The organism is Streptococcus sanguinis, assembly GCF_050225395.1.
Lineage (GTDB): Bacteria > Bacillota > Bacilli > Lactobacillales > Streptococcaceae > Streptococcus.
The window spans coordinates 1,403,295-1,424,734 of record NZ_CP071431.1; the positions used below are offsets into that span (position 1 = coordinate 1,403,295).

Annotated in this window: 24 protein-coding genes; 3 read left to right on the forward strand and 21 right to left on the reverse strand. The window is 43.8% G+C overall.

What is annotated here, in order from left to right:
• From dnaX to J1C81_RS06950, 6 genes are read right to left on the reverse strand one after another with little or no spacing between them, the layout of a single operon-like run.
• The gene (gene dnaX, locus J1C81_RS06925; RefSeq protein WP_002915393.1) at positions 1 to 1,671 is read right to left on the reverse strand and encodes a DNA polymerase III subunit gamma/tau; all 1,671 of its coding nucleotides are present in this window, start codon (positions 1,669 to 1,671) and stop codon (positions 1 to 3) included.
• Positions 1,671 to 2,168 (reverse strand): GAF domain-containing protein, encoded by a 498-nt coding sequence (locus J1C81_RS06930; protein ID WP_032909805.1) that lies wholly within the window; start codon positions 2,166 to 2,168, stop codon positions 1,671 to 1,673. The genes dnaX and J1C81_RS06930 overlap by 1 nt, the downstream gene beginning before the upstream one ends.
• Positions 2,169 to 2,197: 29 nt before the next feature.
• A complete protein-coding gene (locus tag J1C81_RS06935; protein WP_032909731.1) occupies positions 2,198 to 3,031 on the reverse strand; it encodes an alpha/beta fold hydrolase in 834 nt (277 codons plus the stop codon).
• 18 nt (positions 3,032 to 3,049) lie between these two features.
• Positions 3,050 to 3,673: a Type 1 glutamine amidotransferase-like domain-containing protein gene (locus tag J1C81_RS06940; RefSeq protein WP_002915399.1), complete on the reverse strand. Its 624-nt coding sequence runs from the start codon at positions 3,671 to 3,673 to the stop codon at positions 3,050 to 3,052.
• A gap of 11 nt (positions 3,674 to 3,684) precedes the next feature.
• On the reverse strand, positions 3,685 to 4,299 hold the full coding sequence (locus J1C81_RS06945) for a class I SAM-dependent methyltransferase (RefSeq protein ID WP_002915401.1): 615 nt from the start codon (positions 4,297 to 4,299) through the stop codon (positions 3,685 to 3,687).
• The gene (locus tag J1C81_RS06950) at positions 4,296 to 4,877 is read right to left on the reverse strand and encodes a GrpB family protein (protein ID WP_002915403.1); all 582 of its coding nucleotides are present in this window, start codon (positions 4,875 to 4,877) and stop codon (positions 4,296 to 4,298) included. Before J1C81_RS06950 ends, J1C81_RS06945 begins: the two co-directional genes overlap by 4 nt.
• A gap of 193 nt (positions 4,878 to 5,070) precedes the next feature.
• On the opposite strand from J1C81_RS06950, the gene J1C81_RS06955 reads away from it, so the two are divergent.
• A complete protein-coding gene (locus J1C81_RS06955) occupies positions 5,071 to 5,832 on the forward strand; it encodes a DNA/RNA non-specific endonuclease (protein ID WP_002915405.1) in 762 nt (253 codons plus the stop codon).
• Between the two features lie 65 nt (positions 5,833 to 5,897).
• On the opposite strand, the gene J1C81_RS06960 is transcribed toward J1C81_RS06955, so the two are convergent.
• From J1C81_RS06960 to udk, 15 genes are all read right to left on the reverse strand, one after another.
• Positions 5,898 to 6,635 (reverse strand): DUF3307 domain-containing protein, encoded by a 738-nt coding sequence (locus J1C81_RS06960; RefSeq protein ID WP_002915406.1) that lies wholly within the window; start codon positions 6,633 to 6,635, stop codon positions 5,898 to 5,900.
• Positions 6,632 to 7,297 (reverse strand): SatD family protein, encoded by a 666-nt coding sequence (locus J1C81_RS06965; RefSeq protein WP_002915407.1) that lies wholly within the window; start codon positions 7,295 to 7,297, stop codon positions 6,632 to 6,634. Before J1C81_RS06965 ends, J1C81_RS06960 begins: the two co-directional genes overlap by 4 nt.
• Positions 7,298 to 7,388: 91 nt before the next feature.
• Complete coding sequence (locus J1C81_RS06970) at positions 7,389 to 7,706, reverse strand: TfoX/Sxy family protein (RefSeq protein WP_032909732.1); 318 nt, start codon at positions 7,704 to 7,706, stop codon at positions 7,389 to 7,391.
• Between the two features lie 150 nt (positions 7,707 to 7,856).
• A complete protein-coding gene (locus J1C81_RS06975) occupies positions 7,857 to 9,377 on the reverse strand; it encodes an ABC transporter permease/substrate-binding protein (protein ID WP_002915409.1) in 1,521 nt (506 codons plus the stop codon).
• Complete coding sequence (locus tag J1C81_RS06980) at positions 9,370 to 10,098, reverse strand: ABC transporter ATP-binding protein (protein WP_002915411.1); 729 nt, start codon at positions 10,096 to 10,098, stop codon at positions 9,370 to 9,372. The genes J1C81_RS06975 and J1C81_RS06980 overlap by 8 nt, the downstream gene beginning before the upstream one ends.
• 14 nt (positions 10,099 to 10,112) lie before the next feature.
• A complete protein-coding gene (locus J1C81_RS06985; protein ID WP_002915412.1) occupies positions 10,113 to 10,877 on the reverse strand; it encodes a nuclear transport factor 2 family protein in 765 nt (254 codons plus the stop codon).
• A 3-nt stretch (positions 10,878 to 10,880) separates the two neighbouring features.
• On the reverse strand, positions 10,881 to 11,318 hold the full coding sequence (locus J1C81_RS06990) for a MarR family winged helix-turn-helix transcriptional regulator (RefSeq protein ID WP_002915413.1): 438 nt from the start codon (positions 11,316 to 11,318) through the stop codon (positions 10,881 to 10,883).
• Positions 11,319 to 11,505: 187 nt separating this feature from the next.
• Positions 11,506 to 12,285: an L-threonylcarbamoyladenylate synthase gene (locus J1C81_RS06995; protein ID WP_002897734.1), complete on the reverse strand. Its 780-nt coding sequence runs from the start codon at positions 12,283 to 12,285 to the stop codon at positions 11,506 to 11,508.
• A gap of 99 nt (positions 12,286 to 12,384) precedes the next feature.
• Positions 12,385 to 12,975: a 3-isopropylmalate dehydratase small subunit gene (leuD, locus tag J1C81_RS07000; RefSeq protein ID WP_002915415.1), complete on the reverse strand. Its 591-nt coding sequence runs from the start codon at positions 12,973 to 12,975 to the stop codon at positions 12,385 to 12,387.
• 9 nt (positions 12,976 to 12,984) lie between these two features.
• A complete protein-coding gene (gene leuC, locus J1C81_RS07005) occupies positions 12,985 to 14,367 on the reverse strand; it encodes a 3-isopropylmalate dehydratase large subunit (RefSeq protein WP_002915416.1) in 1,383 nt (460 codons plus the stop codon).
• Between the two features lies 1 nt (position 14,368).
• On the reverse strand, positions 14,369 to 14,635 hold the full coding sequence (locus J1C81_RS07010; protein ID WP_002915417.1) for a DUF1294 domain-containing protein: 267 nt from the start codon (positions 14,633 to 14,635) through the stop codon (positions 14,369 to 14,371).
• Complete coding sequence (leuB, locus tag J1C81_RS07015) at positions 14,632 to 15,669, reverse strand: 3-isopropylmalate dehydrogenase (protein WP_002915418.1); 1,038 nt, start codon at positions 15,667 to 15,669, stop codon at positions 14,632 to 14,634. The genes J1C81_RS07010 and leuB overlap by 4 nt, the downstream gene beginning before the upstream one ends.
• A 12-nt stretch (positions 15,670 to 15,681) precedes the next feature.
• Complete coding sequence (locus tag J1C81_RS07020) at positions 15,682 to 17,250, reverse strand: 2-isopropylmalate synthase (protein WP_032909806.1); 1,569 nt, start codon at positions 17,248 to 17,250, stop codon at positions 15,682 to 15,684.
• A 536-nt stretch (positions 17,251 to 17,786) separates the two neighbouring features.
• Positions 17,787 to 18,455, reverse strand: a complete 669-nt coding sequence (locus J1C81_RS07025; protein WP_002904324.1) for a YoaK family protein — start codon at positions 18,453 to 18,455, stop codon at positions 17,787 to 17,789.
• A gap of 164 nt (positions 18,456 to 18,619) precedes the next feature.
• A complete protein-coding gene (udk, locus tag J1C81_RS07030; protein WP_032907433.1) occupies positions 18,620 to 19,255 on the reverse strand; it encodes a uridine kinase in 636 nt (211 codons plus the stop codon).
• A gap of 79 nt (positions 19,256 to 19,334) precedes the next feature.
• Between udk and J1C81_RS07035 the strand changes: the two genes are divergently transcribed.
• The gene (locus tag J1C81_RS07035) at positions 19,335 to 20,345 is read left to right on the forward strand and encodes a Gfo/Idh/MocA family protein (RefSeq protein ID WP_002915420.1); all 1,011 of its coding nucleotides are present in this window, start codon (positions 19,335 to 19,337) and stop codon (positions 20,343 to 20,345) included.
• Positions 20,335 to 21,426: a DEAD/DEAH box helicase gene (locus J1C81_RS07040; RefSeq protein ID WP_002915421.1), complete on the forward strand. Its 1,092-nt coding sequence runs from the start codon at positions 20,335 to 20,337 to the stop codon at positions 21,424 to 21,426. The genes J1C81_RS07035 and J1C81_RS07040 overlap by 11 nt, the downstream gene beginning before the upstream one ends.
• Positions 21,427 to 21,440 lie beyond the last annotated feature (14 nt).

Below are 21,440 nucleotides of genomic sequence, written 5' to 3' on the forward strand. Positions count from 1 at the left end.
TTAATCCTCTTGAATGGTAATTTTTTCTGCTAAAAAGTCAAATCCCTCTGGAATCAAGCTTTCCTCTTCCTTCTCTTCAACCTCTGCCTTGCCATTGCGGCTGCGAGCTGAAAAGTCCGCCCGAATCTTGGTCCACTCTTCTAAGGAAATAGCCAAAATCTCTGGTGAAAATCCAGCTGCATTGCTGAGGATATTACCAAACATAGTATTGAGATTGTCCCGCTTCATGGTCTGCTCAGCGTTAAAATTAGACTCAAAAGCTAAGATAGCATGGCTTTCATTGGCTGCCACTGGCTGCGAGCCTGCCAGCAAGGCCTTATCAGCTCCAGCCAGACTTTCGATAATCTCACCCCAAGCATTCTGCAGCTTGGTCAGATTGCTGCGAGCCAGGCTAGGATTGTCAACAGCCTCTTCTAAGATGGCATTAACCTTATTACGATCTGCTCGGTAACCCTTGGACTTCTGCGGACGAATATCCGAAGTTTTGACAGCTGCTGCAGGTTTCCCATTACCATTAGCCAGATGCTGCTTAAGACTATCAATCTCTTGTCTCAGACCCTTGAGCTCATCAGCTAGATTATCCGGAATAGCTGCCACTGCAGGATGACTGCTAGTCTCTGCCAGTCGAATGGTCATCATTTCTGTATAAATCTTAGGTTGTAGACTATTCTTGATATCTGCTAGACTCTTTGTCGCCATATCAATCATAGCAAAGAGAGTCTCCTGCGGTGTCTTGAGATTTTCCAGGAAGAGCTCGCTGGAATGATGATTCTCCCCGCCAGTTTTGACAATAATCAAGTCACGCAGATATTGCAGGAGGTCCGTAACAAAACGGGCCATGTTTTTACCGCTATCAAAAATGAGATTGAGATTATCCAAGGCTGCAACAACATCATGAGCAATCAAGGCTGCTACATAGGCATCCAAGGCTCCCAAGCTAATAGAGCCAGTGATTTCTTCAGCTATGTCTGTAGTCAAACGATTTTCCTGGGTTAAGCTAAGAGCCTGATCGAGGATAGACAAGGCATCCCGCATACCGCCCTCAGCTCGACGGGCAATAATCTGCACACCTTCTTGCTCAAAATCAATGCCTTCCTGCTCTAAAATCCACTCAATATGAGTAATAATGTCCTGCGTCTTGATAGATTTAAACTCAAAACGCTGGACACGGGAAAGAATAGTTGCTGGAATCTTATGAAGTTCTGTCGTCGCTAGGATAAAGACTACGTTTTCTGTCGGCTCTTCCAAGGTCTTGAGTAAGGCGTTAAAAGCTCCAGTCGAGAGCATGTGCACCTCGTCGATGATATAGACCTTGTGCTTGGCTAGGCTGGGCGCATAGGTAGACTTGTCCCGAATATCACGAATCTCATCTACCCCATTATTTGAAGCAGCGTCGATTTCGATAACGTCTTCAAGACTCCCCTCAGTGATAGCCTGACAGATATAGCAGTCATTGCAGGGCTCACCGTCTTTTTGATTAGGACAGTTCATAGCCTTAGCAAAAATCTTGGCAACACTGGTTTTCCCTGTTCCACGCGGGCCAGAAAAGAGATAGGCATGGCTAATTTTCCCTTGCTCCACAGCCTGCCGCAGAGTGGTGGCCACTACCTGCTGCCCCACCAGCTGACCAAAGGTCTGACTGCGGTATTTCCGATATAAAGCTTGATACATTAGGCTTTTTCTCCAAACATTTCAAAATTCCAAGTCGATTTTTCAAGCAAAATCTGGACGAACTTTTCCAGATATTCCTGATCTACCTTATCATAATCACCTGTCAAGGATGAGTCTAAATCCAGCACTCCAAGAAGGCGGCCGTCTTTTACCATAGGCACCACAATTTCGCTCTTAGCCCGGCTATCACAGGAGATATAATTGGCATGCTGGGTCACATCATCTACGATAATCGTCTGCTCTTTTTCCGCAGATTCCCCACAGACACCCTTGCCTAGCGTAATATGGACACAGGAAACACCGCCCTGAAAAGGCCCCAAAATTAGCTCCTTCCCATCAAAAAGATAGAAACCCGCAAAAACAGAATTAAGAAGAGCTTGATTGAGCAGAGCGCTAGCATTGGAAAGATTGGCCAAAACATTGGTCTCGCCCTCCAACAAGGCTTCCAACTGAGCCAATAAAAGTTGATAATTTGAAATTTTTTCTTTTGTGTTCATAGAGTCTATTATATCAAAAAGCCGGTCTTTCAACCAAGCTTTTCTTTAATTTTGTTATTCAAAAATTCATCAATCAGTCTATTTACAATATCGGGTTGGTCGGTATTAGAATTATGTCCCGCCTTATCAATCCATTGAACAGACTTCCCAGTATTTTTTTCATAGGCTTTCAAATATCGTATACAAGACCCTGCACGATCTTCTTTTCCACATATAACCAATTGTGGACATTTTACTTCATAAGAAAGCTTCTTCTCTACTGCTTCTGAAAATATCTTATATCCGTATCCCGCAAGACGAGCATACCTTTTTTGATCGCCATCATAAACCATCATCATATCATACATCAGTTTTCTTCCATAGTCTGTTGTTGATACGCTTTTAGGGCCTGATTTCAAAAGAGATTTCCATGGATAGATTCTATAAATTGCCTCCATATTTTTTAAGAGCCACAACTCCATAGCTGTATAATAGTTCCTTTGCAGGGAAGGTGAATCAATCGTAACAAGGCCTTTTAATTTCTCAGGAAAAAGTTGAGCATAAACCTGTCCTACATATCCTCCCATTGACTGACCAATTAATATTGGATTTTTTATTCTCTCTTTGACAAATATTCTATCTAGCCATTTCGCCATATCAAACAAGCTAAAATTGAGCTTAAAAGGATAAGATGACGCGTGGCCTGGAGCATCCCACACTAGTACTCTATATTTGTCTTTAAAGTACTCTATTTGTTTGTCAAATAATCTATGGTCAGCTGTAAGTCCAGGTAAAAAGATAAGAGCACTTTTCGCTGATGCATACATATCATTTGTCCAATAATGAATGACTCCACTTGATGTTTCGTATGTCTTTTCAATCAAAATACTACACCCGCATTCTTATTTATTTTCCACCAAAACCTTCACTTCCTCATCCTCCACCAGCACTGCTTGGCGATTATTGAGGGGAAGCAGATTCAGCTGGTCGCTGTATGTATCCAGAGTGGCCTGGGCACTTTCGACAAAAGGTTCTTCGCCAACATGAGGCAGGACATAAAAATCCACCTCGCTTAGTGCCTCTGTATCATTCAGTTCCTTAGCAATCGCCTTATCGTCCATAATCTTATTATAGTCAATATCCTCAGCAGTGATAACAGCGCCAGCAGATTCACCCACATAGATCATACCGTCTGCAATCTGCTCTTTTATCAAGGATAGAAGTTGCTTTTTCTTTAGTTCTTGCAGAAGATAAAAAGTATTGCCGCCAGAGACATAGAGGATTTTGCTTTGGAAAATTTTGGCCTGAGCCATTTCTCTATCACAAGCTGAAATATCCAAGACCTCTACTTGAAATCCCAAGTCCGCAAAGGTCTGCTGGGCTTCGTCAATATAACCCCTGTACTCTTCTACATTTCCAGCCGTCGGGATAAAAAGCACATGTTTGCCTAATTGCTTTTCAGACGCATATTGTCTGAACAAGTCCTTGACTCCCGCAAAATATGAACATAAAAATAATTGTTTCATAGGATACCTCCTTATTTTTTCTTAATTTTATAAAGAATCCATTGACCATTTCTTTGGCTATCGATGAGATGCAAGTCCAAGTTAGACAAATAATGCTCCAGTTTTTCTTGCTTTGTAAAGTCTGGTAGGTAGTAAGCCAATTTGCTCCATTCACATGCCAGTAAGATGATTCCATCTGACTTAAGAATTCTCTTTAATTCCAAAAAGGCTTGAGTTAAATCTGACCAATGAAAATGGGTCTGAAATGCTGTAATCAAATCAAATTCGCTAACGGAAAGATCCGTTTTCTCAACATTTTTCACCTCAAATGCTAGGCCAGGCTCAGACAATTTTTCAGCTACTCGGATGGCCGTAGAAGAAATATCAATCCCCAGAACTCGACTATTAGGAAAGTAGTTTTTCAAATATTTTGAGGACGCTCCATTTCCAACTCCAACATCCAAAATGGCATGAAATCGCTTCTTATGATCCAGCTGACTGACCGCCCAAACAACCATGGGCATATAAACACGATTCCATAACCTCATCATCCATAATCCAATAAGGCCGGACGGTTTCTTAGATTGGTAAATTAAGTAAGGAAAAACCAGAATAATCAGAAGTCCAATCATTACAAAATAAATCATATGTCTTCCCTCTCATATCGCCCACTATAAAGCTTTTTAGCTTCCTTGGTGTATTTCTTGATAAAATCCGTTTTCGCCTCTGTATAGGCATCACGATTGTGCTCATATTGCTTCCACAAGGACAGCTTGAGCTTTTCATAGTTTTTGGCTACAGCAGGGTGCTCCTGCAAATAGTCTCTAAAGTAAAGTTCATCATGATCGCCTTCATAGCGCAAATGCAGATGGAAAACCCGCTCCGCAAAACCACTCGGTGTGTAGCCTTTATTAAATGACATCCGCCCCTTGCTTTCTGACATGAGGAGATAACCATTTTGCAGCAGCAAGTCTCTCATTACCACCATATCTGTTTCTTTGGGAATTTCCAATAAGATATCCACTGTTGGCTTGGCCCAAATGGTCTCTAACGATGTTGAGCCAATATGGCTAAGACGAACAATCTGATGTTCTGGCAAAAAACTCAAAAGCCGAAGCCGTTCCGCCTCATACCAGTCTGTCCACTCTGCCTGATGCTCTCTCAGGAAAATCGGAAAAAGCTGCCACAGCTCCTCCAGCGACATTTCCTCTAAAGATGGACTCATAAGCACCTCCTTAGGTAATTTATACAAGCGTTTTCTCTAGTTATGATTATATGAAAAATACGCATCCTAGTCAAACCTTTCACTTATTGAACAAATATTTATTTTTGTAATATTTTTGAAAAGTTTCAGTTGTCAAACAATCTATTTTTTAGTAGAATGATGTCGGAGATATATTATTTAAAAGGAGTTCTTTATGAAAAAGTTTAGGTTTGGCACTTGGCTTGTCCTGTCAGCTGGCTCTTTGTTGTTACTTTCACAGGCTCTTCCAGCAGAGAATGTCGCTGCGAATCAGAAGAACCAGATTAAGGTCCAGCTGCTTAACCATAGCGATGAAACAGCTATCGGCACTCTGGAGTTGAATGGAGAGTATCAGCTAAAGCTTGGGAAAAAGGACAAGTACGGTCGGGCTACTGCTGCTCATGTCCAAATGCAGGAGCAACACAAAGCCAAAAAGAAAAAGGAGGCCAAGGTCACATACAATCCAATCGGTTGGCACAATTATAAATTTTACTATGGAAATGGAGATGATCGGGCTTGGCTCATGAATCGCGCTCACCTGATTGGCTTCACTTTCAGCGGCCTCAATAACGAAGGGAAAAATCTCGTTCCAATGACCGCTTGGCTCAACTCTGGCAGTTTCCAAGGACTGGACGACAATAACCCAGATAGCATGCTCTATTATGAACATCGCTTGGAGCGCTGGTTAGAGGAAAATCCAGATTATTGGCTGGATTACAAGGTTACTCCGATTTACACGGATAATGAGCTTCTCCCTCGCAAGATTGAGCTCCAGTATGTTGGGCTTGACGCAGAAGGCAATGTTGTCAGCATTCAGCTAGGGGGCAAGGAAACAATAGATGAAGACGGAATGTCTCATGTCCTCTTGGACAATATTTCTCCAAATGCAGAGATTGACTACCAAACAGGCACTGCTGTCAATACCATGATTGAGTAGAATTAATAGATAAGAACATACAAACAGACCATCCTTGCTATGATGATCTGTTTTTTTATTTATTTTTACCAATACAGACAACCGTAAACCAACAAGACTGCAATCATACTGAAAAGCGAGCCAATCAGGTAGTATTCAGCAAAGGACTGGCTTTCTGAAATCTTATTATAGCGGGCGATAGATTTAGCTGTAAAAACTAACCCAATTGCAGTAAACTGCCCAAAAATAAGGGAAAGTCCCATAATCAAGCGCTCCAAAATCCCAATCATGGCACCAGCCCCCGCAATCGTCTCTCCACTGTCTTCTCCCGCCTGATACTTGCTGAATAAGAGTTTAAAGAGGATATTAACCGGCTTACCAGTAAGGGCGAAGAAAAAGAGAGCCTGCAGCATGAGGTAGCGCTCAGATAGCCAATTAGGAGCTGGAATTTGCTGCTGCCCTAAGAGAAAATAAAGAGCAAAAATGCTAATCAGATGCAAGATCTGATCCAGTAAAAAGGCTGACTTTTGAGCATGATAGCGGACAATCGATGAATTCAACCTATTCTTCAAGAAGTCAATAAGCGCATGACTGAGCCAGACCAAGCCGAAATATAGCAGATACTTAGGTAGGACTAGCCCCAAGAGCAATAAGGGCAGCAGAACAATTCCCAAGTGGAGAATCAAAAAATTCAACCGCTGGCTTTTAAGGTCGGCCAATTTCTGACTTTGAAGCTGAAAATCAGCTAGTACATGAGCCAGCAAAGTCAACACAAGAATCGGATTCTGCATGAAAAATTCTGAAAATCCCATAAAATTTGTCATTGTTCAGCCTCCTTTGCTGCCTGTAGAATCATTCTCATAGCTAAACGACGATTTCTCAGATAAATCTTTAAACCAGACGACTTGAGCCGCTTACTAAGCGCACTGGGACTAATCTGCAGCAGCTCTGCTATTTCTCCATGAGAAAAATTCTCGTCATAGATATATTCCATGAGCATCCGCTCCAGAACTTCTCTCTGACTGTTATTCCACTTACTCTTGATGAATGAAGTAGCTGCCAGCACCGTATTGACCGCCTGACTGAGCTCTTCATCTCCCAAGGATACAGCTATACGGCTGCTGCCGTAGTCGTTCTTCTCATGAATAACATCAATGGCCGCGCGTGCCCTCCAGTAGGCCGGACCGTCCGCACCAATACTCTGCTCTCGATTGATGTCCGTCACAATCTCCCCCAGACCAAGTCCAAAGCGAATCGGATGAGGAAAGCCCAAGGCAATCTGATCAAGGAGCTGCATGATCTCTGGATTAGGCCGTAGCAAAGCTTGGAACTCATCTCCAGTCGTTACCGTGAAAGGTGACACCAGACAATCCCGATAATCCTGATTTAGCACCGCCATCATGTCCTGCAGGTCCTTCTGCGCCTGCTTACGATTTTTCAGCTGTTTGGATTCTATTAAATCTCCAATAAGAGCAATATAAAGCATACCAAACCTCCTTTAAGTCCATTATAAAGGAAAATTTTAAAAATGTCTATTTAAACGGCAACTTTTTAGAATATCCATTGAAAAGGAAAGGCTATTTTTTCTTTTTTGGTGCTGGTAAGGTAGGATAGGCAGCGTCAATCAAACTGCAGAGAAAGGAAGCGTCTTCTACTTCTTTTATACGAAGCATTGGCTTTGCGCCTGGATAAGGAAACTCATAAACCGGATTTTCAAAAAAATCCAGGGCTGGCTGGACTGACTTAAGCAACAAGCGATTGTCATAAATCCCGCCAAATAAGCGCCCCCGATAATAGAGCAAATACTCTCCCATCATCTTGCGAAAGCTAATTTCTTGGCCTAAGCCCTGCAGCTGCTTCAGAATAAAATCCAAATATTCTTGACTAGATGCCATCGGAACACCTCCATGAATTGATACTTTATTATACCAAAAATGGATGAAGATTTCCTGACTAAGAGATAAACTCATCTCCTTCAATTCGTAGTCTGTCTATCCTCAAGTAAGTAAAAAAGCTAGACCTTACAAGTCTAACTCTTTTACTTTTTATTTTTTTAGAAGTCCTTCCTTGACCAGATAATCACGCGCAACAGCTTCCGCTTTTTTGCCTTCAATGCCAACTTGATAATTCATCTGGCTCATCTGGCTTTCCGTAATTTTACCAGCCAGCTTATTGAGAATACCTTCCAATTCAGGATGTTTTTCAAGCAATTTAGCCTTCAGGAGAGGTGCTCCTTGATAAGGAGGGAAAAGGTGCTTATCATCTTCTAAAATCTGAAGTTGATAGCGCTCAATTTCAGGGTCGGTTGAGTAGACTTCCGTAATCTGAATATCACCTGATTTAATCGCATCATAGCGAAGCGCTGGCTCCATGGTTGACACATTGAGGTTGAGTCCATAGACAGACTGGAGTCCCTTGTTCCCATCTTCACGGTCGTTAAACTCTAAGGTAAACCCTGCCTTGAGCTTGTCTTGGACTGCCTTAAGATCAGAGATGGTTTTAAGATTGTATTCTTTAGCAACAGTCTTAGGTACTGCAATGGCATAGGTATTTTGATAAGCCATGTGATTGAGCAAGACTAGATTGTCCTGTTTTCTGATTCCATCACGTGCTGCTTCAAAAACCTCTTCTGCATCATTGCTGACCTTTGGAGCAGGCTGCAAGAGAGTCCCAGTAATCGTACCGGTAAACTCAGGATAGATATCAATATCACCTTTTTTCAGAGCTTGATAAAGGAAGTCTGTCTTACCAAAGTTTGGCTTGACTGTCACAGTCATATCCGTATTTCCCTCGATGAGGAGTTTATACATATTCATGAGAATCTCTGGCTCTGGACCCAATTTCCCAGCTATAACCAGATGATCCTTCTCCTGCTTGGGAAGCAGACTCGGTGTATAAGAAGCGCCTAGTCCGAGTATTAAGACCGCAAAAGCTGTAAATACCGTCCGAAGCTTGGCCTTTTCCATCCATTTAAGAAGACTGTTGAAAAGAATTGCCAAAACTGCAGATGAAATTGCCCCAATCAAGATTAGACTGGCATTGCGACGGTCAATTCCTAGAAGGATAAAGGAACCTAGTCCGCCAGCTCCGACAAGGGCTGCTAGAGTCGCTGTTCCGATAATCATTACCGTTGCCGTCCGAATTCCAGAAACGATGACTGGCATTGCTAGAGGCAGTTCAAACTTTTTGAGTCGCTCCCACTTGGTCATCCCAAAGGCGATTCCAGCTTCTTCTAAACTAGGATCAATCCCATTCAAAGCTGTGACAGTATTTTCTAAAATCGGGAAAATAGCGTAAATCACCAGAGCAGTCAGTGCTGGCAGTGTACCAATCCCCATAAGAGGGATAAAGAGTCCCAGCAAGGCCATTGAAGGAATGGTTTGAAAGATTCCTGCAAATTGCAGCACCCAATTGGCTGTCTTTTTGTGACTATGAAGATAGATAGCGAGCGGAATGGTCAGGAAGATGGCCACTAGTAAAGTCAGAAGAGACAGCTGGAGGTGTTGCCCTAAGGCTGCCAACCATTCGCCAAAGCGCTCCTGAAAGGTAGAAAACAAATTAGCCATGTTGAACACCTCCAAACAAATCTGCTACGAAGCTGGTTGCAGGTGCAGATAAAATTTCCTCAGGTGTCGCCACTTGACGAATCTCTCCGTCCTGCAAAACAGCAATCCGATTCCCCAACTTTAAAGCCTCATCCGTGTCATGAGTCACAAAGATTGTTGTCATCCCAAACTGGTCATGGATACTCTTGGTCAAGCTCTGCAATTGCTTACGCGAGATGGCATCAAGAGCAGAAAAAGGCTCGTCCATCAGCAGGATTTTGGGTTGGGCGATAATGGCACGGACAATGCCCACCCGTTGCTGCTCACCGCCAGACAGCTCACTCGGCATGCGCTGAGCATAGTCTTCAGCAGGTAAGCCCACTAGCTCCAGCAATTCATCTGTCTTCTGCTGAATATGTGGTTTGCTCCATCCTTTCATCTCAGGAATGAGAGCAATATTTTCCGCAACCGTTAGATTTGGAAATAGAGCAATCGCTTGTAAGACATAGCCTGTAGAAAGGCGTAGCTCACGCTCATCATAGTCCTTGATCCGCTTATCATCCATATAGATATTGCCATCTGTTGGCTCTAAAAGGCGGTTGATCATCTTGAGCATGGTTGTCTTACCGGACCCAGAAGGACCCACTAAAACCATAAATTCGCCATCCTCAATCTGTAAGTTGACATCTCTCAAGACATCCTTTTCTGTATAGCGTAGCGCTACATTTTTATATTCAATCATTCTTTGTCCTCAATTTAAAACTTCCCTCGATTCGTCAAGTCTTCTACCTTAGGCATGACTTCTTTGTTGTCCCAATGCTCTACAATCAATCCATTCTCTAAACGGAAGATGTCATACTGGGCATAAGCCACCCCATCTATCTGAGTCTGTCCATAGCTAACCACATAGTTTCCTTGTCCCAAAAGCTGGAAAACAAAGTCAAAAGTAAGCCCGTGCTCTGCAACATAGTTTTTATAAGCCTGACTTCCTTGGCCAATCTCATGATTATGCTGAATCAAATCTTCTGCCACATAATCACTCCACTGCTCTAGCTCCCCATTTTGGAAAATTTCTGTCAAGAAACGACGAACGGTTTTTTTATTTGCTACTGTCTTGTCCAAATCCTTGATTTCAAAATCTCCAAAGATCTGGTCTAACTGTCCATTTTCTGGAGCGCGGTAGTAGTCAATCACATCCCAATGCTCCACGATGCGACCATTCTCATCAGAACGGAAAGTATCTGTCGTTACCCATTGAGCTTCCCCGCCATTGAGATATTGATGGACATGAACAAAAACTAGATTGCCATCCTCAATGGTGCGAACAATTTTCATCTCACGATCGGGATGGCGCTCAAAGAAATTTGCAAAGAAAGCCGCAAAACCTTCTTTCCCATCTGGCACACCTGTCGAGTGTTGAATGTAGGTATCCCCTACAGACTGAGCTTGAGCCTCGGCAACATGCCCATCTTGAATGGCGTGAATGTAAAGATTTTGTGCATTTTCAACTTGTTTTGACATGATCTAATACTCTTTTTCTTTCAAATTTTCTAAAATACGTTCCTGATAATTTTCAAACTGGCGAATTTCTTCCTCTGAGAAACCTTTATAAAAAATAGCATCCAATTTTTGACTGACACGATGGCCAACTTCTTTCTGAGACCAACCTTGATCCGTCAATTTAACATATTTTTTTCGCTTATCTGAACCACACTGACTAAAGGTCACCAAACCCTGCTCTTCCAGCTTTTTCAGCATAGTCGTCAGCGTATTATTGGCAAATCCTGTCGCCAGCGCAATGTCTGTCGCCGTCGCGCAGCCCGTTTCACTATTCCATAAAACTGTGAGAATCTTGCCCTGTTCACTGCGATAAAGGGCTTCAGTATCTTGATTCAGTAACTTTTGAAAAATCCGCCCATTCAACAAACGAATATGATAAGCTACTAAATGACTGTCTTTCATACTTTCTCCCAATTTATTTCTATATCGAATCGTTTTCTATTGATTGTAACATCTAGAATTACATCCGTCAAGGATTTTGTTCTATTTGGAAATAATTTTAAACTGGGTAAAGATTTTAAACTCAAAGTTCCAAACTAAAAAGCCCAATGTAAAGAGGCGACTCCTACACTGAGCTTATTTTTTTATCTTAGTAATATTCACCCTGACGGTAATCCCATGAATTGAAAGTATCGGACAGGTGCATCATGATTTTGTCGATGTCCAAGCCTTTGCGGATGACCACCGGTGCTGGTGAGATGGAACGTTGGCCACCTTGTTCTGGAATCAGTTTTCCATCCTTGTCTACCATAGAGACCATAACACCTTGCTCGTAGCGAGTTTCAATGGTCTTGTCTGGCTGGATAGAAGCTACATAGTCATCTGCTTCAATGACGAGGTCAACAGCATTTTCGATGCGCTCGCCAATTCCTTCAACCTTGCCACGGTTTCCTTTACCAGATGGGTTGGCTGAGGAAGCATAGACCATCTTGCCTTCTTCCCAAAGCTTAGCTGCCAGCTGCTCGCCCGCCTTACCAAACTTAATAACAAAACAGCTAGTGCCACGAACATCTGTCATCAGCTCTTCCCGACCATCGCCAAATGCCTTGAGCTTTTCAAAAGCTTCTGGCTTCCATGGTAGGATACAGCCCAAGAGGATGTCTTCATCCCAATGCTTTTGATAAAAAGCTTCAATTTCCGGATTCAGCTGAGCCAAAGCACGGAGCTCATCCATACTGCCACAGAGGACAACACCTGGCTTATTACGGTTACGAGCCTTAGCTTCGAACTTACGCTCCAAGCCAGCTTTATCGCTGGTCATAATAATGTACCCCACCTTGGTCGGGCAAACGATACAGCCGCCATCCCCTTTCAGGATGTCATAACCTTCTTGTGAAAGCTGTCCGTTCCATTGGATGTGTTTTGTCATAAGTTTCTTCCTTTTCTATTAAATTAAGATTTATTTTACCATATATTTTTATCGGAGACAAGGTTTTTTCAGAATTTTCTCAATATAGAAAAAATAAGGTTACTGCCAATAAGATGGACGATTTTTTTCATATTCTGCAATCAAATCCTCATACTGCAGCGTAATGCCGATGTCATCCAGACCGTTGAGGAGCTTGTGCTTCCATTCCCCATCAATGTCAAAGGAGAATTCTCCAACCGGCGAAAAAATCTTCTGCTGCTCCAAATCCACCGTCAGTTCATCAGTCGGCTTCAGATTAGCCAAGGCTTGTCGGACTTCCAATGGCTGGACGATCGGCAGCATACCGTTATTAAGCTCATTGTTATAGTGAATATCACCGAAAGATCCGGCAATAACTACCTTAAAACCATAGTCAGCCAAGGCCCAAGCAGCGTGCTCCCGAGAGGAACCCGCTCCGAAATTGTCCCCTGTAACCAGAATAGTCGCCTTGCGGTACTCCGGTCTATTAAAGACGAAATCAGGATCTTCCGTGTACTGGTTGTCCAGATAGCGCCATGCGTACATGAGGTACTTGCCAAAGCCTTTTTTATCAATCAACTTGAGAAACTGCTTGGGTAAAATTTGGTCCGTATCGATATTATCGTTCATGAGGGGGACTGTTGTCCCCGTGTAGATTGTAAATTTTTCCATAAACCTTCCTTACTGGACCTCCGGTAGCTGGCGGACGTCTACAAATCGCCCAGCAATGGCTGCCGCTGCTGCCATGGCTGGACTGCAAAGATGGGTCTTAGCTCCAAATCCCTGCCGATCCTCAAAGTTCCGATTGCTGGTTGAGGCACAGTGAACTCCATCTGGCACCTTGTCTGGATTCATTCCCAGGCACATGGAACAGCCCGGATCGCGCCACTCAAAGCCTGCATCCATGAAAATTTTATCCAGTCCCATCTTTTCAGCAGCCCGCTTGACCGGACGAGAGCCTGGTACGACGATAGCAGTCAGATTGGGAGCAATATGCTTGCCAGCGACAAACTTAGCCGCCAGCTGCAAATCACTGAGTCTGGCATTGGTACAGGAGCCGATAAAGATATAACCTAGGTCAATATCTTCTGCTTTCTTACCCGGAGAGAGGTCCATGTAATTGTAGGCCCGCTCGTCGTTCATATCGCGAATTTCTGGGAAAGCCGCGCCAAACTCTACTCCCATAGAAGGATTGGTTCCCCAAGTCACCATAGGTGCCAGCTCGGAGACATCAATCTCAATGACCTTATCATAGACAGCATCGGGATCACTGACCAGAGTCTTCCAATCAGCTACTGCTGCCTCAAAATCCTTGGGAGCTCCCGGACGCCCTTTAACGTAATCATAAGTCTTCTGGTCGGGGTTCATAATGCCCATCTTGGAGCCAAACTCTATGGACATATTGCAGATGGTCATGCGCTCTTCCATAGTCAAATGATCAATCGCATCACCGGCATATTCGACCACATAGCCAACACCCGCAGCCACACCATAGCGGGCAATCAAAGCTAAGATAAAGTCCTTAGAATAGACACCTTTAGGTGGCACTCCGGTAAATTTGACCAACATTTTCTTAGGCTTGACCTGCCAAATGGTCTGCGTGGCAAAGACGTGCTCTACCTCTGAAGTACCGATTCCAAAAGCAATGGCTCCAAAAGCTCCGTGAGTGGCCGTGTGACTGTCACCACAGACGATAAATTTGCCTGGCTGAGTCTTGCCCGTTTCGGGTCCAACCATATGAACAATTCCCTGCAATTCCGATCCATGAGCCGCATGCTCGATGCCAAAATCCTTGACATTCTCAGAAAGTTTATCAATCTGAGCCTTGGAAATCACATCCCGAATATCATAGATATTGACCGTAGGAACATTATGATCAAAGGTTCCAAAGGTCAAATCCGGCCGTCTAACTTTGCGCCCTGCATCTCGAAGACCTTGAAAAGCCTGAGGACTGGTTACTTCATGAATATAATGCTGATCCACATACATAAGCTGGGGCTGACCTTCTTCACCAATTATCAGATGCCTTTCCCACAGCTTATCAAAAATCGATTTTCCAGCCATACTAGCTTCTCCATATGTAATACAAAATTCCAATTTCCACTATTATTCCGCAAATCCAAGCCAACCAAAAATACCATTTCCTGCTCTTGTGGTGAAAGAGGCGACCGCCTAATAAAGCACCCAAACCTGCGGCTGCCAATGCTGACAAGAGCAAAGTTTTCTCTGGAATGCGGTAGTGATTTTTCTTAGCCTTACGCTTATCCCAGCCATAAAGCAGGAAAACGACAAGGTTCCATAGCAGGCAAATACCCGTTAATATCCATTTCATAGGTTCTTAATAATTGCCTCCGTCATTTGAACTGTCCCTGCCTGACCGCCAAGATCTCGGGTTAAAATACCCTGAGCCAAAGTCTTGTCAACCGCTGCTTCAATCGCCTCTGCAGCTTCAAGCTCTGCAAAACTATCCCGTAACATCATGGCCACAGAAAGGATCATGCTGATAGGATTGGCAATGCCTTGCCCTGCAATATCTGGAGCAGAACCATGGATAGGCTCGTAAAGACTTGGTCCAGCTGCCGAATGACTGGCCGATGGCATAACTCCCAGCGTCCCTGACAGGACACTGGACTCGTCTGATAGAATATCCCCGAAGAGATTTTCCGTTACCACAACATCAAACTTAGCAGGATTGGTAATCATGAGCATCGCAGCGCTGTCCACCAGTTGGTGCTCCAAGGTCACATCTGGATAATCTTTGGCCACCTCATCTGCTACTCTGCGCCAGAGTTTGGATGTTGCTAGTACATTTTGCTTGTCAATACTGGTCACGCGCTTTCTGCGACCACGCGCAATGTCAAAGGCTTTGCGGACAATTCGCTCCACCTCTTCATAGCTGTAGTCGTTAATATCACGCGCAGATCTGTCCTCCAAAATATGCTGACCAAAGTAAATCCCACCAGTCAGCTCACGCACGACCACGAAGTCCACGCCAGCAATTCTTTCAGCCTTCAAAGGCGACAAATGCTTAAGAGCATCGAAAATCTTAACTGGGCGGATGTTAGCATAGAGTTCAAGTTCCTTACGCAGAGCGAGCAAGCCTTGCTCCGGTCGAACTGGTGCATTATCATACTGGGGACTGCCGATAGCTGCTAGGAGAATAGCATCCGCCTGCTTGGCCGCTTCTAGAGTTAACTGAGGAAGAGGATGACCTTCCGCATCAATACCAGCACCTCCAAAAGCTTTCTCCGTGATATGATAAGTAAAACCGAACTTGTCCGCAACAGCAGCCAGTACTTGGAGACCAGCTTCCATGATTTCTGGCCCGATACCATCACCCGCCAGAGCTACAATTTCTTTTGTCATAGTCGCTTCCTTCTAATTATTTGCAGGCAGATCGCGGTAAGATACCTGATGGCCGATTTCACCAGCATTTTCCTTTTGCACAAAGGTATTGGCATGGATATAGGCAATGGCGCTGGCCTTAAGAACATCAAAGTCAATCCCAGAAGAGTTGAAAATCGTATCTGTATCTGTATTTTCAACAGCTACCAAGACACGAGCCTGAGAGTCAATACCGTCCGTTACCGCTTCGATATTATAAGACAAAAGTTGGACAGATTGGTTAAAGAATTGGTCAATGGCATTAAAGATAGCTTCAACACTTCCTTTACCTTCTGCCACACAGCTGACCGTCTCTCCGTCGCCATTAACCAGCTGCACATCTGCTGTGATGGTATGGTCATCATTGGTCGTCAGCTGCAGATCATCAAAGTGGAAGCCTTCAGGATTTTCGACCGTCGTTCCAGCAATCAGAGCCCGAATATCAGCATCCGTGACTTCATTTTTCTTATCAGCCAAGACCTTAAACTTAGCAAAGAGATCATTGATTTCAGATTCCGCAAAATCCAGAGCCAATTCTTTGAGTTTTTCGACAAAAGCATGACGGCCAGACAGTTTGCCAAGCGGCAGTGAATTGCTCTTGACTCCAACTAGCTCAGGTGTGATGATTTCATAGGTCAGTGGATTCTTAAGAACACCATCCTGATGGATACCGGACTCATGAGAGAAGGCATTGCCACCAACAACCGCCTTGTTCTTAGGCACTGGAATACCTGAGAAGCGGGACACCAGCTCAGAAGTGTTGATGGTTTCATTAAGGACAATGTCTGTCTCAACTTGGTAATAGTCCTGACGAATCTCTAAGGCAACTGCTACTTCTTCCAATGCTACATTTCCAGCCCGCTCACCGATTCCATTGATAGTTCCCTGAACGCGACCAGCACCGTGCTTGATAGCTGTCAAACTATTAGCCGTTGCCATACCAAGGTCATCATGGCAATGAACACCAAATACCACCTTATGATCAGAACTCACATTTGCCACTAGGTAGTCGAAAATATTTGCAAACTCTTCTGGCGTGGTAAAGCCGACTGTATCTGGAATATTGATATAAGTCGCACCTGCATCAACTGCTGTTTGTACCACCTGAAAAAGGAAATCCAGCTCTGTTCGTGTCGCATCCTCTGGTGAAAACTCGACTATATCGAACTTGGAGCGCGCGTAGGAGACATGCTCTTTCACAGCTTCTAAAATCTCTTCCTTAGACTTTTTCAGCTTAAACTCTCTGTGAATAGGACTGGTCGCAATGAAGACATGAATCTGTGGATACTTGGCATCCTTGAGCGCTTCATAGCAGGCGTCAATATCGGACTTGACCGAACGCGCCAGCCCAGTAACAGAAGCTTTTGTGATGACTTTAGCAATCTCCTGCACCGCCGCAAAAGAATCTGGACTCGCAGCAGGGAAACCAGCTTCAATGACTGAAATCCCCCACTTCTCTAACTGCTTGGCAATAGCCACCTTCTCCTTGATAGAGAAATTCACTCCTGGCGTCTGCTCACCATCCCGGAGGCTGGTATCAAAAAACTCAACTTTGCGTGTCATAGACAACTCCTTTTCTAAGATACATAGACCATTTAGGAAAAACTCTTCCCCAACTTCTAGGTCGTGTTCAATGACTGAGACGGTATGAGACAAATTGATTTCAGAAAAATCAAGATGTAGCCCCACTCTCGTCGCTCCTTTAGAAACCATTTCTTCCTCACCAAAGTTTGAGGTAAGATAGGTGAAATAAAAAACATCTCACTTGAGGAACAAGCGAGATGTTGATTTACTCCCGCTTGGTAAGCCAAACAGGACTAATGCTTTTGCACTAGCCCGAGTAACGCAACAACAAAGCAAAGTTTGAAGATTGGGTTGACTTCATGTTTGACTAACTCCTTTTTGAGATGGTTTCTTATTGTTTAGTATTTTAACACAGTATCATAAACCTGTCAAGAAAAAGTCGATATTTTCTGAAAATTTTTAATATGCTGGATTATTTTTGGGGATTTAAAACTGTAAATACGAGAAAAAGGAAGTAAGGTAACTTTGCTTCTTCTATTTTTTCAGGAATCGTAACATGATTCATTCTACTTTCTTCATCTCCTCATATACTGAATTCCTCGGAAAAGGAGAAAAGCTGTTAGAATCAGGGAAACAAGCCAGATGGTCTTCAGGAGGTAAAATTGAATCAGATAGGTAGAGATGATGGCTCCGACTACAAAGCTTGCCAATAGAGCAACAAAGAAAAGGCCTTCTTTCAAATCTTTCGCTTTCTTGTTTCGAGCATAGTTGCCAAAAGCTACCATGGTTTTCTTGATATTCCCCGTCATAAAGGAGTTGTTATAGACAATACCATCCACCTCGCCAAAAGCCGTCGCGACCAGACCCATGCAGAAAGCCAGTGGCGGCACGATATAGAGATGGGGGATATTTGCTGGCAAAAATCCTGCGACAGTTGTCGTCAATATCAAGGGAAAAACGCTGGATAGTCTGCGCCAAGAATGCTCAAAATGATGCTGAAAAACAGTCATCAGAAAAATACCCAGCATAAAGGCTAGCATAGTTGCCAATTTTACTTCGATTCCTCTTGTCTCTTGATTGATAAGCTCAACCGAAAGGAAAACGACATTTCCCGTCTGACCTGCCACCAAGGTACCACCCCTCTCAATAAAGGTATAGGCATCGATAAATCCTGCACAAAAGGTCAAGAGGCAGGCAAAAAATTTTGAACGAGAGTGAAACTCTCTTTTTACAAATTGTTTCATAAACCACCTACAAAACAAGGGAGTGACCAGACTCCGAAAATCATGGATTTCAGTCCGTCCACTTCCCCTTGCTAGATTACATTTCAAAACTTTGCAGCTACTGCGATTTACCAGATTTACAAACTGTTATTTCCTCAAATGACAGAGCTAGAAAGCTACGTGTGCTAACCTTCTCTGGCTTCCTTAAGGATTTTTTCAATCTTGGTAGTAATTAGGTCAATAGCCACCTTATTAGAAGCTCCCTCTGGAATGATGACATCCGCATAGCGCTTGGTCGGCTCAATAAACTGATGGTACATAGGCTTAACGACACCCAAATACTGCTCAATAACACTATCCAAACTGCGTCCTCGCTCTTCCATGTCTCGCTTAATCCGACGGATAATCCGAACATCATCATCTGTGTCCACAAAGATCTTAATATCCATCAAATCCCGCAGGCGCTGGTCCTCTAAGACCAAAATCCCCTCAACGATGAACACATCCTGAGGATCCTGACGATAGGTCTTTTTACTGCGGGTATGCTCCGTATAGTCGTAAGTAGGGATATCCACTGGCCGACCAGCCAAGAGCTCCTTGATCTGCTCAATCATCAGGTCCGTGTCAAAGGCAAAAGGATGGTCATAGTTGGTCTTCACCCGCTCCTCAAAAGTCAGATGCGTCTGATCCTTATAGTAGGAGTCATGCTCAATCATGGCAATATTTTCATTTGGAAAATTAGCCAAAATCGCTCGAGAAACACTGGTTTTTCCGCCTCCGGAACCACCAGTCACACCAATAATAATAGGTCTATTTTGCATTATAAGCTCCATCTCTTGTTATCTTATCTATTTTACCGCAATTCATGTTATAATGAAAGAGCTAAAATAAAAAAAGTACATGCTTAAAAATAGAAAAAAGGAGGTTTTTATGCTCAAACTTGGAATCATTGGAACAGGTTCTATTTCTCATGAGTTCATCAAGGCTGCTCACTCAACAGGCGACTATCAGCTTGCTGCTGTCTACTCTCGGACTTTAACTTCTGCTGAGCGCTTTGTGCAAAACTATGAAAATACAGCCGTCTATACTGAAATGTTGGAATTTCTGTCGTCCGATATTGATGTCGTTTATATCGCCAGTCCCAACAGCCTGCATTTCAAGCATGCCAAGGTAGCCATTCTGGCTCGTAAACATGTCATTGTCGAAAAGCCTGCGGTTTCTCGTCCCAAAGAATGGCGGGAATTGGTCAAGCTGGCTGACGAGCACCAAGTCTATCTCTTTGAAGCTGCCCGCAACTATCATGAGCAGGCCTTTGATACGATCAGTGATTTTCTCAAGGACAAGACCGTCTTGGGAGCCAACTTCACCTATGCCAAGTATTCTTCAAAAATGCAGGCTCTGCTTGCGGGAGAGCAGCCCAATGTTTTCTCTGCTAAGTTTTCTGGCGGCGCTTTGATGGATTTGGGTGTCTATCCTGTCTATGCAGCTATCAGACTTTTCGGCCATCCGCGCTTCGCTCGCTACAGCGCCCAGCAGCTAGCCAATACGATTGATTTAAATGGAGCCGGCTGTCTCATCTATCCAGACTTTCAAGTTCAGATTCAGGCCGGTAAAAATATAAACAGCAATCTGCCCGCAGAGATTTATACGGATCAGGGAACTCTTACTTTAGACGGAATTGAATTTATTAGCTCTGCTATTTTCCAAAGTCTGGACGGTCAAGAGGAGTTGCTGCCTATCAAGCGTGCTTCCCACACCATGCTGGAAGAAGCTCAAGCTTTCGCGCGAGTACTCAAGGGCGGACAGGATGCGGTTTATGAGAAATGGTTGAATGCGGCTACGGCTGTTCACGAAAGCTTATTTGCCATGCGCAAGGACGCTGGCATTAGATTTGAGGTTGATGATGATTAAGGAACAATTTCCCCCGAGCTGGCAAAATCAGCTGGCTCAGCTAGGGTTTGAAAATTTGACAGCTATTCAGGAGAAGATGTTTGAGCCTATTTCTGCAGGCGATACAGTGCTGGGAATCAGTCCGACTGGTACTGGTAAAACTCTGGCCTATCTCTTTCCCAGTCTGCTCAAACTGACACCTAAAAAAGCCCAACAACTCTTGATTTTAGCTCCTAATACTGAGTTGGCTGGACAAATCTTTGAGGTCTGCAAAACTTGGGCGGAGCCTTTAGGGCTGACAGCCCAGCTCCTGCTCTCCGGATCCAGCCAGAAGCGACAAATCGAGCGCCTTAAGAAAGGTCCGGAAATTATCATCGGAACGCCTGGGCGGATTTTCGAGTTGGTCAAGCTCAAGAAAATCAAGATGATGAATGTCGAAACCATCATTTTGGATGAATTTGACCAGCTGCTCAGCGATTCTCAGTATCACTTTGTAGATAAGATCGCCCACTATGCGCCTCGTGACCACCAGCTGGTATATATGAGCGCTACCGCTAAGTTCGACCACGATAAGATTGCTGAAAACACTCTAGAAATCAGTATTGACGACCAAGTTTTGGACAATATTCAGCATTTTTACATGCAAGTCGAAAAACGTGATAAAGTGGAATTGCTCCGCAAATTATCCAATGTTGAAGAATTCCGAGGACTGGTCTTCTTCAACGCTCTGTCAGACCTAGGAAGCGCCGAGGAAAAACTCCAGTATCGTGAAGCCAACGCGGTTTCTCTAGCCAGCGATGTCAATGTTAAGTTCCGGAAGGTTATTCTAGATAAGTTCAAAGAACACCAGATTACACTCTTGCTAGCCACTGACTTGGTTGCTCGCGGCATTGATATTGACTCGCTAGAATGTGTCGTCAACTATGAACCTCCGCGCGATTTAGAAACCTATACCCATCGCTCTGGCCGAACCGGCCGTATGGGCAAGGAGGGCTATGTTATCACTCTCATCAGTCATCCTGAAGAACTGAAGACATTGAAAAAATACGCCTCAGTTCGTGAAATTGTATTAAAAAATCAAGAACTTTATGTAACGAGTTAAACTAAAAAGCTTTG

What these genes read in the sequence shown, in the direction of transcription:
- dnaX (WP_002915393.1), bottom strand. Translation starts at nt 1,671, where the DNA reads ATGTATCAAGCTTTATATCGGAAATACCGCAGTCAGACCTTTGGTCAG.
- J1C81_RS06930 (WP_032909805.1), bottom strand. Translation starts at nt 2,168, where the DNA reads ATGAACACAAAAGAAAAAATTTCAAATTATCAACTTTTATTGGCTCAG.
- J1C81_RS06940 (WP_002915399.1), bottom strand. Translation starts at nt 3,673, where the DNA reads ATGAAACAATTATTTTTATGTTCATATTTTGCGGGAGTCAAGGACTTG.
- J1C81_RS06945 (WP_002915401.1), bottom strand. Translation starts at nt 4,299, where the DNA reads ATGATTTATTTTGTAATGATTGGACTTCTGATTATTCTGGTTTTTCCT.
- J1C81_RS06950 (WP_002915403.1), bottom strand. Translation starts at nt 4,877, where the DNA reads ATGAGTCCATCTTTAGAGGAAATGTCGCTGGAGGAGCTGTGGCAGCTT.
- J1C81_RS06955 (WP_002915405.1), top strand. Translation starts at nt 5,071, where the DNA reads ATGAAAAAGTTTAGGTTTGGCACTTGGCTTGTCCTGTCAGCTGGCTCT.
- J1C81_RS06960 (WP_002915406.1), bottom strand. Translation starts at nt 6,635, where the DNA reads ATGACAAATTTTATGGGATTTTCAGAATTTTTCATGCAGAATCCGATT.
- J1C81_RS06965 (WP_002915407.1), bottom strand. Translation starts at nt 7,297, where the DNA reads ATGCTTTATATTGCTCTTATTGGAGATTTAATAGAATCCAAACAGCTG.
- J1C81_RS06970 (WP_032909732.1), bottom strand. Translation starts at nt 7,706, where the DNA reads ATGGCATCTAGTCAAGAATATTTGGATTTTATTCTGAAGCAGCTGCAG.
- J1C81_RS06975 (WP_002915409.1), bottom strand. Translation starts at nt 9,377, where the DNA reads ATGGCTAATTTGTTTTCTACCTTTCAGGAGCGCTTTGGCGAATGGTTG.
- J1C81_RS06980 (WP_002915411.1), bottom strand. Translation starts at nt 10,098, where the DNA reads ATGATTGAATATAAAAATGTAGCGCTACGCTATACAGAAAAGGATGTC.
- J1C81_RS06985 (WP_002915412.1), bottom strand. Translation starts at nt 10,877, where the DNA reads ATGTCAAAACAAGTTGAAAATGCACAAAATCTTTACATTCACGCCATT.
- J1C81_RS06990 (WP_002915413.1), bottom strand. Translation starts at nt 11,318, where the DNA reads ATGAAAGACAGTCATTTAGTAGCTTATCATATTCGTTTGTTGAATGGG.
- J1C81_RS06995 (WP_002897734.1), bottom strand. Translation starts at nt 12,285, where the DNA reads ATGACAAAACACATCCAATGGAACGGACAGCTTTCACAAGAAGGTTAT.
- leuD (WP_002915415.1), bottom strand. Translation starts at nt 12,975, where the DNA reads ATGGAAAAATTTACAATCTACACGGGGACAACAGTCCCCCTCATGAAC.
- leuC (WP_002915416.1), bottom strand. Translation starts at nt 14,367, where the DNA reads ATGGCTGGAAAATCGATTTTTGATAAGCTGTGGGAAAGGCATCTGATA.
- J1C81_RS07010 (WP_002915417.1), bottom strand. Translation starts at nt 14,635, where the DNA reads ATGAAATGGATATTAACGGGTATTTGCCTGCTATGGAACCTTGTCGTT.
- leuB (WP_002915418.1), bottom strand. Translation starts at nt 15,669, where the DNA reads ATGACAAAAGAAATTGTAGCTCTGGCGGGTGATGGTATCGGGCCAGAA.
- J1C81_RS07020 (WP_032909806.1), bottom strand. Translation starts at nt 17,250, where the DNA reads ATGACACGCAAAGTTGAGTTTTTTGATACCAGCCTCCGGGATGGTGAG.
- J1C81_RS07025 (WP_002904324.1), bottom strand. Translation starts at nt 18,455, where the DNA reads ATGAAACAATTTGTAAAAAGAGAGTTTCACTCTCGTTCAAAATTTTTT.
- udk (WP_032907433.1), bottom strand. Translation starts at nt 19,255, where the DNA reads ATGCAAAATAGACCTATTATTATTGGTGTGACTGGTGGTTCCGGAGGC.
- J1C81_RS07035 (WP_002915420.1), top strand. Translation starts at nt 19,335, where the DNA reads ATGCTTAAAAATAGAAAAAAGGAGGTTTTTATGCTCAAACTTGGAATC.
- J1C81_RS07040 (WP_002915421.1), top strand. Translation starts at nt 20,335, where the DNA reads ATGATGATTAAGGAACAATTTCCCCCGAGCTGGCAAAATCAGCTGGCT.